General features: G+C 55.7%; 11 protein-coding genes and 1 pseudogene. 10 read left to right on the forward strand and 2 right to left on the reverse strand.

The features are described 5' to 3' along the window. Window positions 1-56 precede the first annotated feature (56 nt). The gene (locus sS8_RS27285; RefSeq protein WP_119632516.1) at window positions 57-2,069 is read left to right on the forward strand and encodes a cation:proton antiporter domain-containing protein; all 2,013 of its coding nucleotides are present in this window, start codon (window positions 57-59) and stop codon (window positions 2,067-2,069) included. A 302-nt stretch (window positions 2,070-2,371) separates the two neighbouring features. Here sS8_RS27285 and sS8_RS27290 read toward each other — a convergent pair whose 3' ends face one another. Next, window positions 2,372-2,806, reverse strand: a complete 435-nt coding sequence (locus tag sS8_RS27290) for a hypothetical protein (protein ID WP_119632517.1) — start codon at window positions 2,804-2,806, stop codon at window positions 2,372-2,374. A gap of 363 nt (window positions 2,807-3,169) precedes the next feature. Between sS8_RS27290 and sS8_RS28435 the strand changes: the two genes are divergently transcribed. Further along, window positions 3,170-3,346: a hypothetical protein gene (locus sS8_RS28435; RefSeq protein WP_170161290.1), complete on the forward strand. Its 177-nt coding sequence runs from the start codon at window positions 3,170-3,172 to the stop codon at window positions 3,344-3,346. A gap of 79 nt (window positions 3,347-3,425) precedes the next feature. Next, window positions 3,426-4,804 (forward strand): annotated as a pseudogene (gene tnpC, locus sS8_RS27295) (IS66 family transposase). A 482-nt stretch (window positions 4,805-5,286) separates the two neighbouring features. On the opposite strand, the gene sS8_RS27305 reads toward tnpC, so the two are convergent. Continuing rightward, the gene (locus sS8_RS27305) at window positions 5,287-5,946 is read right to left on the reverse strand and encodes an RT0821/Lpp0805 family surface protein (RefSeq protein ID WP_119632519.1); all 660 of its coding nucleotides are present in this window, start codon (window positions 5,944-5,946) and stop codon (window positions 5,287-5,289) included. A 627-nt stretch (window positions 5,947-6,573) separates the two neighbouring features. On the opposite strand from sS8_RS27305, the gene sS8_RS27310 reads away from it, so the two are divergent. The 7 genes from sS8_RS27310 to sS8_RS27340 all read left to right on the forward strand — a co-directional run bounded on the left by sS8_RS27310 (window position 6,574) and on the right by sS8_RS27340 (window position 15,964). Continuing rightward, on the forward strand, window positions 6,574-8,247 hold the full coding sequence (locus tag sS8_RS27310; RefSeq protein ID WP_119632520.1) for a formate--tetrahydrofolate ligase: 1,674 nt from the start codon (window positions 6,574-6,576) through the stop codon (window positions 8,245-8,247). A gap of 247 nt (window positions 8,248-8,494) precedes the next feature. Beyond that, complete coding sequence (gene wecB, locus sS8_RS27315) at window positions 8,495-9,619, forward strand: non-hydrolyzing UDP-N-acetylglucosamine 2-epimerase (protein WP_232020463.1); 1,125 nt, start codon at window positions 8,495-8,497, stop codon at window positions 9,617-9,619. A 416-nt stretch (window positions 9,620-10,035) separates the two neighbouring features. Next, a complete protein-coding gene (locus sS8_RS27320) occupies window positions 10,036-11,370 on the forward strand; it encodes an O-antigen ligase family protein (RefSeq protein ID WP_119632521.1) in 1,335 nt (444 codons plus the stop codon). A gap of 63 nt (window positions 11,371-11,433) precedes the next feature. Then, complete coding sequence (locus sS8_RS27325) at window positions 11,434-12,447, forward strand: glycoside hydrolase family 10 protein (protein WP_119632522.1); 1,014 nt, start codon at window positions 11,434-11,436, stop codon at window positions 12,445-12,447. A 158-nt stretch (window positions 12,448-12,605) separates the two neighbouring features. Next, window positions 12,606-13,397, forward strand: coding sequence for a glycosyltransferase family 2 protein (locus tag sS8_RS27330; RefSeq protein WP_170161291.1), 792 nt, complete (start codon window positions 12,606-12,608; stop codon window positions 13,395-13,397). Between the two features lie 95 nt (window positions 13,398-13,492). Further along, the gene (locus sS8_RS27335; protein ID WP_170161292.1) at window positions 13,493-14,575 is read left to right on the forward strand and encodes a glycosyltransferase family 4 protein; all 1,083 of its coding nucleotides are present in this window, start codon (window positions 13,493-13,495) and stop codon (window positions 14,573-14,575) included. 24 nt (window positions 14,576-14,599) lie between these two features. Beyond that, window positions 14,600-15,964 carry a phenylacetate--CoA ligase family protein gene (locus sS8_RS27340; protein ID WP_119632525.1) on the forward strand — a complete coding sequence of 455 codons (1,365 nt, stop codon included), beginning with the start codon at window positions 14,600-14,602 and terminating at the stop codon, window positions 15,962-15,964. Window positions 15,965-16,049: the final 85 nt, after the last annotated feature.

Genomic DNA, 16,049 nt, shown 5'->3' on the forward strand with positions numbered 1-16,049 from the left:
GTACGGAGCTCTCTTAGTGATTACCTGCGCACGATTCCACACACTCCACATTCCTTATGCATAATCTGGGTTTACTTGAAAATATCGCTGTTACGCTCAGCGTGGCTTTTATAGGGGGACTGATCGTACAACGCATCGGTTTGCCGTCTATCGTGGGTTATCTGCTGGCGGGCGTCGCCATCGGCCCGTTTACGCCGGGGTATTTGGCCGATTCCGAAACCATCAATCAGTTGGCCGAACTGGGCATCGTCTTTCTGATGTTCGGCGTCGGACTGCATTTTTCCTTTGCCGATCTGTGGAAAGTGCGCGATATCGCCATCGTGGGTACGCTGGGACAAATGCTGACCATGCTGGCTTTGGGCTATGGCCTGAGCCAGTACTGGGGCTGGACGCCGAAATCCGGTCTGGTGCTCGGACTGGTGCTGTCCATCGCCAGCACCATCGTCATGCTCCGGGGCTTCATGGACAAGGGCTGGCTGAATACCCCGGACGGGCAGGTCGCGGTCGGCTGGCGGGTCATGGAAGACATCGCCACCGTCCTGATGATCATGATCCTGCCCAACCTGGCGGACACCGGAAAGCCCATGGAATGGCACACGCTCGGTCTCGCTCTGCTCTCGGCCCTGGGCTTTCTCGTAGTCATGCTGTTCGTGGGAAAACGCTTCATTCCCTGGCTGCTGCTGCGGGTGGCCCATACCCGCTCGCGCGAGCTGTTCATCCTTGCGGTCTTGGCCGCCTCCTTGGGAATTGCCTTGGGCGCTTCGCAATTGTTCGGGGTTTCACTGGCGCTGGGAGCTTTTGTCGCAGGAGCGGTAGTGAGCGAGTCGCCGCTCAGCCACCGCATCGCATCCGATCTGCTGCCGTTCCGCGAAGCCTTTTCCGTCTTGTTTTTCGTGTCCGTCGGCATGATGCTCGATCCGAGCTTTCTGGTGGATCATCTCGAACCGGTGCTGATTCTCACCGCTCTGGTGGTCATCGGAAAGTTCCTCGTCTCGGGGCTCTGGGTGTTGCCGTTCCCGCGCCCGGCCAGTACCGCGCTGGTGGTTGCGGCCGGCTCCTGCCAGATCGGCGAATTTTCCTTCATCCTGGATCAGACCGGCTTGAGTCTCGGCATACTGGATAAGACTCAACACGCGCTGATTCTCGCGGCCGCTCTTCTGTCCATCGTCGTGAATCCGTTCATGCTGCACAGCGTTCATCCGCTGCAACGGAGCCTGAGAGGCGTCCAGCCGTTGTGGCGATGGCTGGACCGTCACGGCTCTACGCAGACGCCGGTGGAGGATTCGGTCGCCGATCATGTGGTGGTGGTCGGCTACGGACGGGTGGGTTCGCATATCGTGGACGTGATGGGGGAGCTGGGGATTCCGTATCTGGTCATCGATTTCCGTATCAGCCGGATCGAAAAATTGGCCAAAAGAAGTGTCCCCACGCTGCTGGGCGATACGGCCAACTCCGACGTTCTGAGCCATGCGGCGCTGCACCGGGCTCGTCTGCTGGTGGTGACTTTGCCTGAGGAGGCCGCCACCGAACTGACCGTCGCGGCAGCCCGGGACATTGCCCCGAATCTCCCGATCATCGCTCGTGCAGCCACCCGGGCCGGGGTCAAGCGCCTCTCGGAATTGGGCGCGCAACTGGTAATCCATCCGGAATTGGAAGGTGGCCTGCAGGTGCTGCGGCACACGCTGCTGCAACTGGGCTTCCCTCTACATGAAGTCCGGCGCTACGCCGATACGGTGCGCCGCGAAAACTACGAGGCCCTGGTCAAGGCGCAGGGCGAGCACGAATTGCTCAGGGATTTGCTCGATGCTTCCGAACTGATCGACATCGCCTGGCGAAAAGTACCCGAGGAAAGTCCGCTGGCCGGGAAGATGCTGGGCGAGGCCGCCCTCCGTACCCGGACCGGCGCCACCCTGGTGGCGATCAAGCGTAAGAACGAACTAATGGTCAACCCGTCTACCCAGACCGTATTTCTTCCGGGAGACCGCATCGGCCTGCTCGGAAACCCGGAGCAGTTGGCGGCCGTGGAGCATTTGCTGGCCGCGCATCCGGCTGAGTTTGATGCGGCGTGAGGGTGTGGGGTGCTGTCGAGTACCGGTGTAACCTGCAAGTTGGAATGGATCGCGCTGTTTCGCCCTGCGAACCTGACCGCTGTGAGGAAATTTACTCGACGGCTCGATTCTCGCTTGCGAAGTTATGACGTAAGAAGCGCTGAGCTACGGCAATCGGTAGAATCGCCGACTTTCACGGCGAAGCCGTCCACGGATTGCCGGACTGGGATTGTCCGGCATGACCCGTATCAGGCGCGAACGATGCCTGTCCTGAGCCTGGTCGAAGGGCGCTTCACAGGGAAATATCACAGATGATGGACATGCTATTGACCCCCGTCCGCAAAAGCATTGCAATAATTTAGTACGACCTCTCCGGACGTCTTGCGGGTTATGTAGTGCTTCAGATTCAATTGAATCACCGCCTCATCCGGTTCACCTTGCTCGATACGTTGGAGTTTCTGGAGTAAGGCCCACCGCTCGTCCAAGCGAATCTCGCGGTTAGGATCGCCCGGAGTGATGGCGATGAAGCGCAGTCGTATCTTGCCGCGGCAGTTGGGAGCCCGTAACGGGAAATGTTCCTTAGGCAATTGCAGTTCGAACTGTCCCCAGTCGCGATCCAGTTCTGAGGCGGAATCTGGAGCACCCGGATTAAGACGGATCTGGCTGGATGCGCTAATGCGTAGGATTTCTTGGGGACTATCCGAAGCAGCAAAAATAACACCTACGCCAAAGCCGAAGACGGAAACCGCTGATGCCATGGCAAAAAACGTGCAAGCGTCATCAGTCGCGGCATATATATCGTTATTCTCCAGTTCTGCGTCGGCGTTCGGTGCAGTCTTCAGTATTCGCTTTCTGGTTTGTGGGCATTTTTATCGTCTTACGGAAGCTCTGATTAAGTCTCCAATTCGGAGAAGCGACCTGTGCAACGGGTTGATCTAACAGGCCCTTACCCAATCCTCTCCCTGCGGGAGAGGGCTTATTCAGAGCTTCCTTAATGTGTCGCACCCTATTCTTGTGCGTGAGCTAAAAAGTCTAGCAGAACAGCTAAAAGAGATTGGCGGAGGACGCAATATCTCCATTGAATACGAAGAGGCAATCCGGCCAGCTTTGAGGAGATACCCATGAGATTCATGAGTCTTGCCGTCATGCTCTTGCAGTTCGTTTTCGCTTCAGTAACGGTCGCGCAACAATCCACAGGCGATATCGATACGTTCGACGCCGTCAAAGAAAAGGTAATATCGGTAATAGTTGCCGGGTGGGATTCATATAGCATTTGCGAGCACGTAGATCCGTCGTAACTACTCAGCCCCCAGTTTCCTCTGATATTCTCGACAGATGAGCAAGCTACGCCGCCCGAGCCCAGCCGAACTGAGTCAGATGAGCCCAGCCGAGAAGGATGCGCTCATTCTGAAGCTGTTCGATCTGTTGGAAGGTTTAGAACGACGTTTGGGCGAAGTTGAGCGAAAAGTTGAAAAGACCCGCCGGAATTCGAGTAAACCGCCGTCGTCGGATGGGTTGAAGCGGCAACCGGCGGAGCTTCGCCAGACGGGAAGCAAGTCGAACGGAGGGCAACCGGGGCATGTTGGAGTGACGCGAGCCTGGACGGAGACTCCGGATGAGGTGAAGGAGTTACGGCCTTTGGGCACCTGTGGATGTGGTTTGGCGTTGGCGGATCAGGCGGAAATGATCGGCGAGCGACGCCAGCAGATCGAGGTTCCCGAACCGAAAGCGAAGGTGATCGAGTATCGGCAGGTGATCGTGAGCTGCGCGTGCGGATGTGAGCATCGAGGTGAGTTTCCGTTCGGCGTGACGCCACATGTGAGCTACGGCCCGCGCCTGAAAGCCTATGCGGTGGGGTGGGTCGAGGGGCATTTCGTGGCCTTGGCCCGGACGGCGGAGATCCTTGCCGACCCGTACGGAGTTCGGCCTTCGGACGGCACGATCCAGAAGTGGATCGGGCAAGCCGCGGAGTCGTTGCGGCCGGCCTATGAAGCCACCCGGCAAGCCTTGATCGCCGCGGAGGTGGTGCACTTCGACGAAAGCGGCGTGCGCGTCAACGGCCACACCCACTGGCTGCATGTGGCCGGCACGGCTGACTTGGCCGTGTACGTGATTCATCCCAAGCGGGGCGGCGAAGCCATGACGGCGGCGGGTATCCTGCCGTCGTTCGAGGGCCACGCCGTCCATGACCACTGGGCCCCTATTACGGCTTCGAAGCGACGACCCACAGCCTGTGCAACGCCCACCTGCTGCGGGAACTGCGCTATTTCGAGGAGGCCACGGACGGGCATCGTTGGCCGATCCGACTTCGGGAAATCCTGGTGGAAGGCAAGAAGGCGGTGGAAGCCGCCCAAGCCGAAGGCTTGAGCAAGGTGGACGCCGCCACGATCGGAAGCCTATTGGCCGACTATGATCGGTGGATCAACCTCGGCTTGTGGGTGTTCCCCGAGCGACCGAAGGAGCCGGGGCAGAAAGGCCGGCCGAAACAGGAACCCGCCACGAATCTGCTGCGACGACGGCGTGATTTCAGGATCGAGGTGTGGCATTTTCTCCACGATTTCCGGGTGCCCTTCGACAACAACCTGGCCGAACGGCTGGTGCGCCCGGTCAAGGTCAAGCTGAAAATGGCCGGTGGGTTCCGCGCCCTCGGTGGTGCCGAAGCCTTCTGCATCATCCGCTCCCTCTGGGAAACTCATCGACGACAAGGCATCAATCCCTTTTCCACCCTCAGAACTGCTTTTGCAGGGGCTGAGTAGTTACGATCCGTCTAACAAGCCTTCATACGTCAGCAAACTAATTCCGGCGAGTGAATTGCCGGCGTCAGATGATGCCATTATGGCGCGCTATTCTGTGGTACAGAGACAAACTGAACCCACCGGAGTCGATTTTTCCCTATACAGAATACAATTCGCCTCTAACGAGGCAGCGATGCGTGCTCTTAACCGCATCCGGGATGGAAAAATCGGAACCGTGGCGGATGGAAAGGTTCTTACAAGGTACGCGGCGCAGTTGGATGGTAATAACATCTACATACTTCGTACACAGAGTTTCCTTGACCCGGCAGTACGGTTATTTATCGAGTCGTTCGCAACGGAAGAAATCAAGATCCGCTGAAAGACGAGAAATCCGTCCTGAAATTGTGCGGAGAGGTGGTAGGGCGGGTTAGCGAAGCGTAACCCGCAAAGGCCTGGATGCCTCCCGATCGATTCCGTACGGGCATTGCGGATCTTGTCCCTGATCAATTCCGAATCACCCAGCTCCCGTCAGGCTGGCGGCAGGCAATGTTATTGACCGAGTCGCGCTGCTTGCCGTAGGTCATGCGGGTGGAGAATTCGCGGCAGCGTATCCCGTTGTCGTTGAAGGTCCGCAGGGGCGTGACCAGGTAGTCCACCTGGTTGTCCGGGTTCATCCAGTGAACGCTGCGGCGGTCGGGGGCGAAATCGAGCGCCCGACCGGTGCAGAACATGTCGCTTTCGTCCATTCGGCGAGCGATGTGGTCGCCGATGATGGCGCCGATCACGGTGCCGGCGACGGCGCCTATGATCGTCGCACCGGTGTCGCCCTCGCCGACCCGCGAACCGATGACCCCGCCGAGCGCACCGCCCGCAATGCCGCCCAGCACCTTGCCGACCATGGTGCGGTCGCAGCGTCCCGACCGCACGCCGTAGTCGTGGTCCTGGCCGTAGTCGTGATGGATTTCGCGGCGTTCGTAACGGTCGTCGTAGTCATCGCGATGTTTGTCCCTGTGTTTGTTCCGGTAGCCGTGGGCAGGTGCCCAGTCGGGCGGATCGCTGTATGCGTCCTGGGGAAAGCTCAGGCTAAGCGCCAACAGAGTTCCGCCGAGAAAAACGAAAGGGTTGAACCGATCGAATACGGGTGACGTTTTCGTCGCCGCCATGAATGCCTCTTGTTGATCAAGTTAGTTGTTATGCGCTCGGGCTTTGAAGCAATGCGCGAGCCTGGCCAGCGTTCGAAGTGGGTCGGCAAGCCTTTCCCAATCGCAAACGGTCGCTTTAGTCGCGACCCTTCCAATCGCAAACGGCGTCTTCGGGAGCGCCGAAGCCACCCTTCCAATCGCAAACGGCGTCTTCGGGAGCGCCGAAGCCACCCTTCCAATCGCAAACGGCGTCTTCGGGAGCGCCGAAGCCACCCTTCCAATCGCAAACGGTCATCCGGGGAAGGGGTTGGCCGGCGCTCCCGGCCAACCCGTTTGCGATTGGAGCGCCCGAATGACCCTTCCAACAAAGCCCCTCGCCGACGGCGTGTGTCGGCAAAGGATTGCCGGCCTACGTATTTCCAATGCTCACCGCTAAACCGCAGTGAAATGAGGATGTTCCGCCGCCCCGGGGTAAAGCCCACAACGATAGTGTAGCCAAGAATTCGGCCGTCCTGCTGCGTTGCCTTTGGCAACTTGCTAATATCTGCCGACTTCGAGGGTTCGGTTACGCCGTTTGAAGGTTTGTGCTCGATGCCCTTTTGATCCCCCTTTCCGTATCCACCACCGAGATAGAAAAAAGGTGCATTCATGTCCGACATCGAAATCGCTCAAAAAGCCAAGATGCTGCCGATCATCGATCTGGCCAAACACAGGCTGGGCATCGCGCCCGAACATCTCGACCCACACGGCCACTACAAGGCCAAGCTCTCCCTGGACTACATCGACGGCCTCGAGGACAGGCCCAACGGCAAGTTGATCCTGGTCACGGCCATCAGTCCGACGCCGGCGGGGGAGGGCAAGACCACCACGACCGTGGGTTTGGGCGATGCGCTGAACCGGCTGGGCAAAAAAACCATGATCTGCCTGAGGGAGCCCGCTCTGGGGCCGTGTTTCGGCGTCAAGGGCGGAGCGGCTGGCGGCGGCTACGCTCAGGTCGTGCCGATGGAGGACATCAATCTTCATTTCACGGGAGATTTCCATGCCATCGGCGTCGCCCACAACCTGTTGTCGGCGATGATCGACAATCACATCCATCACGGCAACCGGCTGAATCTCGATCCGCGCCAGATCGCCTGGAAGCGTGTCATCGACATGAACGACCGCGCGCTGCGCGATATCGTCATCGGCCTGGGCGGGACTGCCAATGGCTTTGCACGCGAGGACGGCTTCGACATCATCGCCGCCTCCGAAGTGATGGCCATCCTGTGCCTGTCGAGCTCGCTGAAAGAATTGAAAGAGCGGCTCGGAAATATCCTGGTGGGTTACACGCGTTTCGACAATAAGCCGGTTTTCGCCCGCGATCTCAATGCGCAGGGTGCCATGGCCGCGCTGCTGAAGGACGCGCTGCGGCCGAATCTGGTCCAGACCCTGGAAAACAATCCGGTATTCGTCCACGGCGGTCCCTTCGCCAATATCGCGCATGGCTGCAATTCGGTGGTGGCGACCAAGGCGGCCTTGAAGTTGGCCGACTACGTGGTGACCGAAGCGGGCTTTGGCGCCGATCTGGGTGCGGAGAAATTCATCGACATCAAATGCCGCAAGGCTGGCCTCAGGCCCGACGGCGTGGTGCTGGTGGCCACCGTGCGGGCGCTCAAGTCGCATGGCGGTGTGCCGGTCAAGGAACTGCAACAGGAAAACCTGCAAGCCCTCGAAGCCGGCTTCGTCAACCTGGCGCGGCATCTCGACAACGTGCAGCAGCGGTTCGGCCTGCCCTGCGTCGTCGCCATTAATCATTTCACCTCGGACACGGACGCAGAAATCGCGCTGCTCAAGCGCAAGGTCGAGGAAAAAGGATCCAAGGTCATCGTTTGCCGGCACTGGGCCGAAGGCGGAAAGGGCGCGGAAGATCTGGCGCGGGAAGTCGTCGGAATGGCCGATGCCGGCCAGTCGGATTTCAGCTTCCTTTATGAAGAGCGCGCGCCGCTGTGGGACAAGATCAAAACGATTGCCACCCAGCTGTACGGGGCGGCGGATATAACCGCGGACATCAAGGCCCGTCAGCAGCTCGAGCGCTTGAGCGAGGAATACAGCCATTTCCCGGTGTGCATCGCCAAGACGCAGTACTCGTTTTCGAACGATCCGAATCTCAAGGGGGCGCCGTCCGGGCACGTGCTCTCCATCCGCGAAGTGCGGCCGTCCCACGGCGCCGAGTTCGTGGTGGCCGTCTGCGGCAGCATGATGACCATGCCGGGACTACCCAAGGTGCCTGCGGCCGAGGCCATAGACGTGGACGACAACGGCCGGATCACGGGTTTGTTCTAAAGTTTCAAAGAAGCGCCGGCGGAAGTATCGGCAAGGGATTGCCGACGGCTGAGCGGAAGTTTTTCCGGCGCAAGGCTTGAGGGCGACTTAAGCGCTCTTACGTATAAACTTCTCAGTACGTCCACGCATAAACTCGTGACATCGCCGGGCGATTGCTCGTTTTTCGAAGCAGGCGGCGCGAAATCGGTTTGACGTGAGTGGGCGCGCGGAGCAGTGCAAACATGGGAAACCGAAGAGAGACGATGCTTTGAATACAATCGCTCGGACCAAGAAGATTTTTATCGTTGCCGGTGCACGGCCCAATTTCATGAAGATCGCCCCGATCATCCGGGAGCTTCGGCAGGGCTCGTATCCGTTCGAATACAAGCTGGTCCATACCGGGCAGCACTACGACAAGGAAATGAGCGACGTGTTCTTCGAAGAATTGGAGATACCGTCGCCGGATTACCATCTGGACGTGGGTAGCGGCTCACACGCCGAGCAGACCGCGAAAGTGATGGTGCGTTTCGAGGAGATCTGCATGAAGGACCGGCCCGATTTGGTCATGGTGGTGGGCGACGTGAATTCGACGCTGGCCTGCTCGATCGTGGCCAAGAAGCTCGGGATCAAGGTGGCTCACGTCGAGGCGGGACTTCGGAGCGGAGACATCAGGATGCCGGAAGAGGTCAACCGCATCGTGACCGATTCGATCTCCGACTATTTCTTCGTGACCGAAAAAAGCGGCGCAGATCACCTGCTGGCCGAAGGCAAGCCCAAGGACAGCATCCACTTCGTCGGCCACGTGATGATCGACAACCTGTTCCATCAGGTGGAAAAGCTCAATCGTCGGCCGGAGACGTCATTCGAGACGACCTTCTTCAAGCAGCGCCATCCGTCCTACGGCGTGGTCACCCTGCATCGGCCTTCCAACGTGGACAACCAGGAGACCCTGGCCGGGATTATCCGGGCGCTGACGGAGGTGAGCACCGCATTGCCGCTGATCTTTCCCATTCATCCCCGTACTCAGGCGAACATCCGGAAGTTCGGCCTGACGATTCCAGATGGCATCGTTACCACCAAGCCTCTGTCCTACATGGCGTTCCTGAATCTGTTCAAGGATGCCCGGCTGGTGCTGACGGACAGCGGGGGCATACAGGAAGAGACCACGGCGCTGGGTATTCCTTGTATCACCTTGCGTGAAAACACCGAACGCCCGATTACGGTCGAAGAGGGTACCAACGTGATCGTCGGTTCCGACCCGGAGCGCATTGTGGCTGAGGCGAAGAAGGCCTTGAGCGGCTCGGGAGCAGCGGGCAAAAGGCCGGAATTATGGGACGGCAAGGCGTCGGTCCGCATTCTGACCACTCTTTCGGATGCGCTGTATGCCGACTGATTTCGTCGCGGGAAGCGCGAGCCGGGCAAGCGGAACTCATGCGAAGGAAAGAGCCGGCTTTTTGTAGAGTATTTTCCGGTTTGGCGTAGGGCTCCGTGATCCGGTAGCTCGGCAACCCCCGGCCGACAAGGCGTCTGGCCGAACTTCCGTGGCGGCGCGGGATTGTCGACCTACGATTTTTTTAATCCTCACCGCTAAGCGGCGGTGAAAGAAGTTCTGGTTCCGGCCTCAAGATGCAGTCTGAGGCGTCGGCAGGTGCCCCGAACCGGTCGGATTGCCACTCGGGTTGATTCGAGGCCGACCGGCATCATTTTTCGGCAGTACGTTTCGGCTGCGGCTCACATGGTCCGAAGCCGAATTGCATGGTCGCGCAGTGGTTTATTGGAAGGATTCCATAAGATGCCGAATTAATATCCATGTTTTTAATATTATTCCTCGTCGCGGCAAGTCTATATGGCTTACTCGCTCTATGTTCGCCGGTATTACTGCTGAATTATGCTTTACTTACCGGCCCCATCCCCTGGACGCTGGGGAGTAGTGAGCTAATCCAGACACCGGTCGGACATATGAGTATCTCGGCCATGAGATTATTCGGGCTATGGCTTGCCATGTTCCTGGTTTTGGCGGCGCGATTTTCAAAGGTCAACAAGTGCTTACTCCATTACAAACTACATTTGTTGTTTCTCGGATTCTGTCTGATATCCATGCTATGGGCCCCGAGCTTATCGTACAGTCTTAGAATGCTCGCAAAATTGAGTGCGCCGCTGCTGATCATGATCCTTATCATGACAGTGATATCTTCAATGCGCCAACTCGAAATGATGGAACGCATGGTATTGGCGAGTGGCATTGCCGCCGCGTTGCTAGCCCTGGTGACCCGATGGATCGGCCTGAATTCAGATCCCAGATTTACAATTCCCCACACCAGTCCAGCCACGTTTTCTGCCCATATAGTTGCTGTCAGCATGTTTGCCATGGCTGGGTTTGCCGTTACGGACAAAAAGCTGCTCAGAGGGATGATGATCGTCGCATTTTCAACTATCGTTCTGGCGGCATTTACCCGAATCACGATCGTCGCAATGTTCATTGGATTCTCAGCGATTTTGTTTTTGGGCGGTCGCGGTATAGGCAGGATTATTCTTCCCATGTTAAGTGCCGCAAGTCTACCGGCGCTATTTTTGCTGAGCCCGAAATTCCGGAACAGGATGTTCATCGGCGGCGACGAAATGAGTGTCGAAAGGGTGGTGGATGATCCCGAGATCGCCATCGGAAAAATTCATGGCTCCGGTCGCTTCGATGCCTGGGAAATGGTACTGCATCGATTTTTTGAGCCAAGCCCTTTTTTCGGGTCAGGCATCGGAGCGACCCAGGATTTCTTTTACGAGCAATCGGTTGGCGGTTTGGGGGTTATTCATTCGGAGTATGTGAGAATGTTGAGCGAAATAGGTATTCTGGGTCTGACATTATTTGTCGTCGTCGTCCTCGGCTATCTGTGGCGTCTATTCCGAATTCTACGATCCCGGAAGCGCACCGATATTAGAAAATACGCGCTGGCCGGCACCGGTGGTCTGACGGCTTATATGATTTTTATTGCGACCGATAACGGGTTTGATTACGTAACACAATTTGGGCTTTATGTATTCGCTTTCGTGGCAATGGCCGAAAAAGCAAAAGAATTGGCTGAGGGAACCACGGACCGTACCGCGGTGAAAACGCATCGTGGGCATCGCCTATCGATGCCGTTGGCCTGATTTCGGGCAAAGAGAAGGGCGTATGCAACGCTTCTCCGTTCTGCGAAAGGCAAGGTAAACGCGATGACTTTTAACCGTCGGCAGTTCTTGATGGCAACCGCCTCCTTGTGCCTTTATCCGGTTTCCGGCAGATCGGTTGAAGCGATGAAGGAGAGCCGGGCGATTCTCGACGAAGGGCTGCACTGGCTAGGTCATTCGAACGCGGAAAGGGTTTGCCGCCGCGTGAAAGAAGCCGGCTTTAATGTGCTGGTACCGTGTATTTGGCACGGAAGAGGCACTACATGGCCTAGCCGTCTTGCGCCTCGGGATGAGCGGCTTCAATCCTATATCAAAGCACAAGGCGCAAAATTCGACCCACTGCAAATTTTGCTGACTACCGCAAAGAAACATGCGCTCGAAGTGCATCCCTGGTTTTCACTGGGGTTATGGAATAGAAAGGACTTGTTTCCGGACCTGGCAGTAAAAGGCACGAAGTCGTTCGATTGGTATAAGCCTGCGTTTCGGGATCGAATTACTCAAATCGTAATGGAAGTAGTCTCGAAATACGCTGTCGACGGCGTGAACCTCGACTATGTCCGCTTCTCGATACCGCAGGGCAAGCGGGCTGACGAAGCAGAGCGAGCGATATCCGAGGTAATGCGGAGAATAAACAAGGAGGGGAAACGTTTAAAGGCGAACTTGGTAATCAGTGTCGATGCCGCGCCATGGAAGCCCGACATAAAGGCCTTTGGGCAAAATGCGCCGAAATGGGCGGACGAAGGAATCGTGGATGTGGTTTATTCCATGCAATATCACGCCAATCCGGATTTTGGAATCATAAAATCGATCCAATCCAGGATGAAACGCCCCGAAGCGCTGGTCGTGATGGTAGGTAACTTCGACCGCCTCGGTCCAGGACATGCGGTAGCTGAACGCAATCCAGCCAGAGTATCCGAGCTTATCTCGAAAGCGCGGGCCATATCCCGGGGGAATGGCGTCGCGCTGTATTATTACGGAAGATTGAGCGACCGACAGATTGATGCTTTGAAAAAAGGAGTGTTTCAAGCTAAAGCAAGACCACAATGGAAGACGGCGTAAACCTGATGGAATATCGGATATACACCTGCTGTCGATACCGTAATGTTGCGAATTTTAAACGGTAGGTGTCTCGTTTAATATGAATTTTTAGGTTTCACGCTATTGAACACATGGATGTAGGTGTGACGGCCGGCATATCGGGCGGGCCGAAGGTATCGATGATCATGACAGCATTCAATGCGGAGCGGTTTATTGATGCATCCGTGCGTGCCGCCCTCGATCAGGACTATGCGAACTTTGATGTGGTCCTTTTGGACGACGGATCAACCGATGCGACACGGAGCATCTGCGAGAAGATAGAATCCGCCCGCTTCCATTATGTCAGGCGAGAGCGCATGGGCAGATCGAAAGCTCTCAATGAGGCTATTCGATCGTCAGCGGGCGAATACATCGCGATCAATGATGCCGATGACCTGAGCTTTCCGGACCGGATTTCTTATACTCTCGGGTATTTGCGCAATAATCCGGACGTGGCTGTGGCAGCGACACAATACGTGACAGCCGATCATTTCCTTACGAAAGTTCCTGATGATTTGCGTCGCCCGGAAAAGCAGCAAAACAGGTCTGCGGCTCAGATTGGAGCGGTTCGGCTTTATCGCAGTAATCCCTTGGTTCATTCCACCGTGATGTTCTCGAGGAGGCTATGGAAACTCGTTGATGGATATGACGAAACCCTGCAGATGTGCATCGATTATGACTTTTATCTGAGATCGATACGGCACGGAAGCATTATGTTATTGCCGCTGGCGACAGTAATCTATTTTCAAAATGCCGCTTCGTTTTTTAAGACGAGCAGCCGTCTGGATTACCTGAGAACGCTATACGGAGTCCGCGCTAGGGCGCGGGAGACACTGCCAATGCCGATGTGGACAAGAATGTTTGACCTTCTTCCGATATATGCCGTTTTCAAAGGCCGGTTAATACGCCTTATGTCAAATATGGGAACATAATAGGCTATGGCCCTATAGGCCATTAGACAGGTACTATGGTTGAAAGGATTCTGGTAATTGGCCAACGCCCGCCTCCGGTACACGGGTCCACTGTAATGGCCGAGCGCTTTGTGGATGCCTCGATTCAAAACGGATTTAACACGGAAATCGTCCAGAAGACATTTTCGCGGGAACTCGAAGAGGTCGGAAAGGTATCGCTTTCAAAGATTGCGAAGGTTCCGGGCTTTTTTCGGCGAGTGGCCGACGCCGTTTCGTGTTCGCGACCCACTCTATGCATATATTTTATTACCGTCGGGTTGCCTTCTCTCCTTGTCGACTGCATGGCGATACGGATTCTTAGACGGCGGCAAATACCTTATGTTTTATATTTTCACGGTAAAGGTTATAGACGCTATGAGGAAAGACGGTATTCTACCGTATCGCGTATTATAAGAAATGCGCTCGGGCATGCTTCGGGTGGACTGGTTCTTGGAGAGTGCTTGAAACATGATGTAGATCATTGCATTTCCAATGATCGCCTCTATGTTCTTCCCAACGGCATTCCGGATGTCGAGGCATATAAGCGGGTTTGTAGACGCGGAAACAAAGAGCCCATAAAAGTCATTTTTCTTGCGAATCTTATTCCTAGCAAAGGACCCATGACCTTTATCGCGATGGCCCGAAAGATCCTTGAGAGCGAAGAATGGGTCCGTTTTGTCCTGGCCGGACGTCCGGCCTCGAGCGAGTATTTCCGCCAGATTCAGGCTTTCATCGAGAGTAGCGGTCTGGAGAACAGGGTCGAGCTGCCGGGCCCTCTCTATGGCGAAGCCAAGGAAAGACTTTTCGGAGAGGCCGATATCTTCGTTCTGCCTACCGAAAAAGATGTATTTCCTCTGGTCAATCTCGAAGCGATGCAATGGAGTCTACCGGTCGTCTCTTCGCCCATAGGTGCCATTCCTGAGATTGTGCGGGACGGTGTGGACGGCTTCATCGTCGATCCGAAGAATGTCGACCTGTTGGCGCGGCGCGTGGTGGAGCTGGTGAGAAATTCCGAACTTCGCCGTGGCATGGGTCATTCGGCCAGAACACGCTACGAGGCCCAGTATTCTTTGACCGCTTACGCGCGGAACCTGAAACGGGCCATGGATCGTTTCTTGCTGCCCGAAGCGACGAAAGGATATCCGGTCGGGCGTGGCTAGGAGGCGTCTACGGGAGTTGAGCACATGCTCCGTGTCGGTAACTGGCGCCAGGCCGTGTTGGAAATGGTGCAAAACAAGGCTCCGGTTTGGGCATCCTTGAAATTGATGAACATCAACAAGGATCCGGAAATCATCTATGGCGCGGCGTATGCTCGGCAAAGACGAGAGCTTTTCGAAGGCTCCGGTGGTGCCGCCGAAACGGAGGCAAGGCTACTCGGCGTGGTTAATGATGCCGTTGCAAACGTTCCCTATTATAGCGATAGATACCGGCGGCCCATTCATTCTTTGGCCGAGTTTAAGGAGACGTTCGGATTTATCGACCGAAATATCGTCATGTCGAATATTGATGCATTTGTGTCGCGGCGTTTGGATAAGCATTTCTACGATGAAGGAACAACCGGAGGTACATCGGGAAAACCTTTGAGATTGGTTCTACCGAAAAAAAGATATCAAAAGGAGTGGGCATTTTTGCACTCGGTCTGGCGAAATGTGGGATTTGATTTTGATGTCAGGGGTGTATTGCGTAATCATCGCTTTACCTTGCGCAAGGATTTCCTGGTCAATCCCATCAGCAAAGAGGTGATATTCGATAATTTCCGTGTCGATGGCGAATACGCGAAGACCGTACGCGATGTGATCAGGGGGCAGGGGATAAGATACTTGCACGCCTATCCGTCGGCTGCTTATCAATTGTTTGGGGAATGGTGCAGGGCGGGGATCGAAGTGCCGCAATTGAAGGCGGTCCTGACAAGTTCGGAGACGATTTTCGATTACCAGCGGGAGCTCATCGAACGAGAGCTCGGCATTCGGGTTTACGCCTGGTACGGGCACAGTGAAAAACTGGTGTTCGCGGGTTTGTGCAGGTATTCCAATGATTATCATGTGGAGCCGGCCTACGGATTTTTTGAATTGATGGACGAGGACGGAAATCCGGTAAATAGGGCCGGGAGGATCGGGGAAATCGTGGGTACGGGCTTTGATAATTTCGGGATGCCTTTGATTCGCTACCGTACCGGTGATGTCGCGGAATATGTTAGTGACAGCTGCCAGCTGTGTGGGCGAAAGGTTCCCGTTATCAGAAATATTACCGGAAGGTGGACCGGCGAGCGTCTATTCAATGCCGATGATAGCTATGTGACGACGACCGCGCTAAATCTGCATGACGATCTATATTCCGTAATTAATGGAATACAGTATTATCAGCCCAGGAAAGGTGTGCTTTTTGTGAATATCATAAAAGGATGCGGGTATCGTGCAGAGCATGAAACGCGATTGAAACGGCATTATCAGGAGCGATTATCCGGTTGCACGATCGAAATCAAATATGTCGATAGATTGATTTTTCAAAAAAACGGTAAGTTTCTTCAGGTCGTGAACGATTTGAACTAGCGGCATGATGAAAATGCAAAGTTTCGACATTGCGGCGTCGCTGAACATAATGTGGAAAGCGCTTGTGCGTAAGTTTTAGAGATAT

It is taken from the genome of Methylocaldum marinum (genome assembly GCF_003584645.1).
Taxonomy (GTDB): domain Bacteria; phylum Pseudomonadota; class Gammaproteobacteria; order Methylococcales; family Methylococcaceae; genus Methylocaldum; species Methylocaldum marinum.

Excerpts from the sequence above, each read along its gene's own strand:
- sS8_RS27285 (WP_119632516.1), top strand. The coding sequence starts at position 57 with ATGCATAATCTGGGTTTACTTGAAAATATCGCTGTTACGCTCAGCGTG.
- sS8_RS27290 (WP_119632517.1), bottom strand. The coding sequence starts at position 2,806 with ATGGCATCAGCGGTTTCCGTCTTCGGCTTTGGCGTAGGTGTTATTTTT.
- sS8_RS28435 (WP_170161290.1), top strand. The coding sequence starts at position 3,170 with ATGAGATTCATGAGTCTTGCCGTCATGCTCTTGCAGTTCGTTTTCGCT.
- sS8_RS27305 (WP_119632519.1), bottom strand. The coding sequence starts at position 5,946 with ATGGCGGCGACGAAAACGTCACCCGTATTCGATCGGTTCAACCCTTTC.
- sS8_RS27310 (WP_119632520.1), top strand. The coding sequence starts at position 6,574 with ATGTCCGACATCGAAATCGCTCAAAAAGCCAAGATGCTGCCGATCATC.
- sS8_RS27320 (WP_119632521.1), top strand. The coding sequence starts at position 10,036 with ATGTTTTTAATATTATTCCTCGTCGCGGCAAGTCTATATGGCTTACTC.
- sS8_RS27325 (WP_119632522.1), top strand. The coding sequence starts at position 11,434 with ATGACTTTTAACCGTCGGCAGTTCTTGATGGCAACCGCCTCCTTGTGC.
- sS8_RS27330 (WP_170161291.1), top strand. The coding sequence starts at position 12,606 with ATGATCATGACAGCATTCAATGCGGAGCGGTTTATTGATGCATCCGTG.
- sS8_RS27335 (WP_170161292.1), top strand. The coding sequence starts at position 13,493 with ATGGCCGAGCGCTTTGTGGATGCCTCGATTCAAAACGGATTTAACACG.
- sS8_RS27340 (WP_119632525.1), top strand. The coding sequence starts at position 14,600 with ATGCTCCGTGTCGGTAACTGGCGCCAGGCCGTGTTGGAAATGGTGCAA.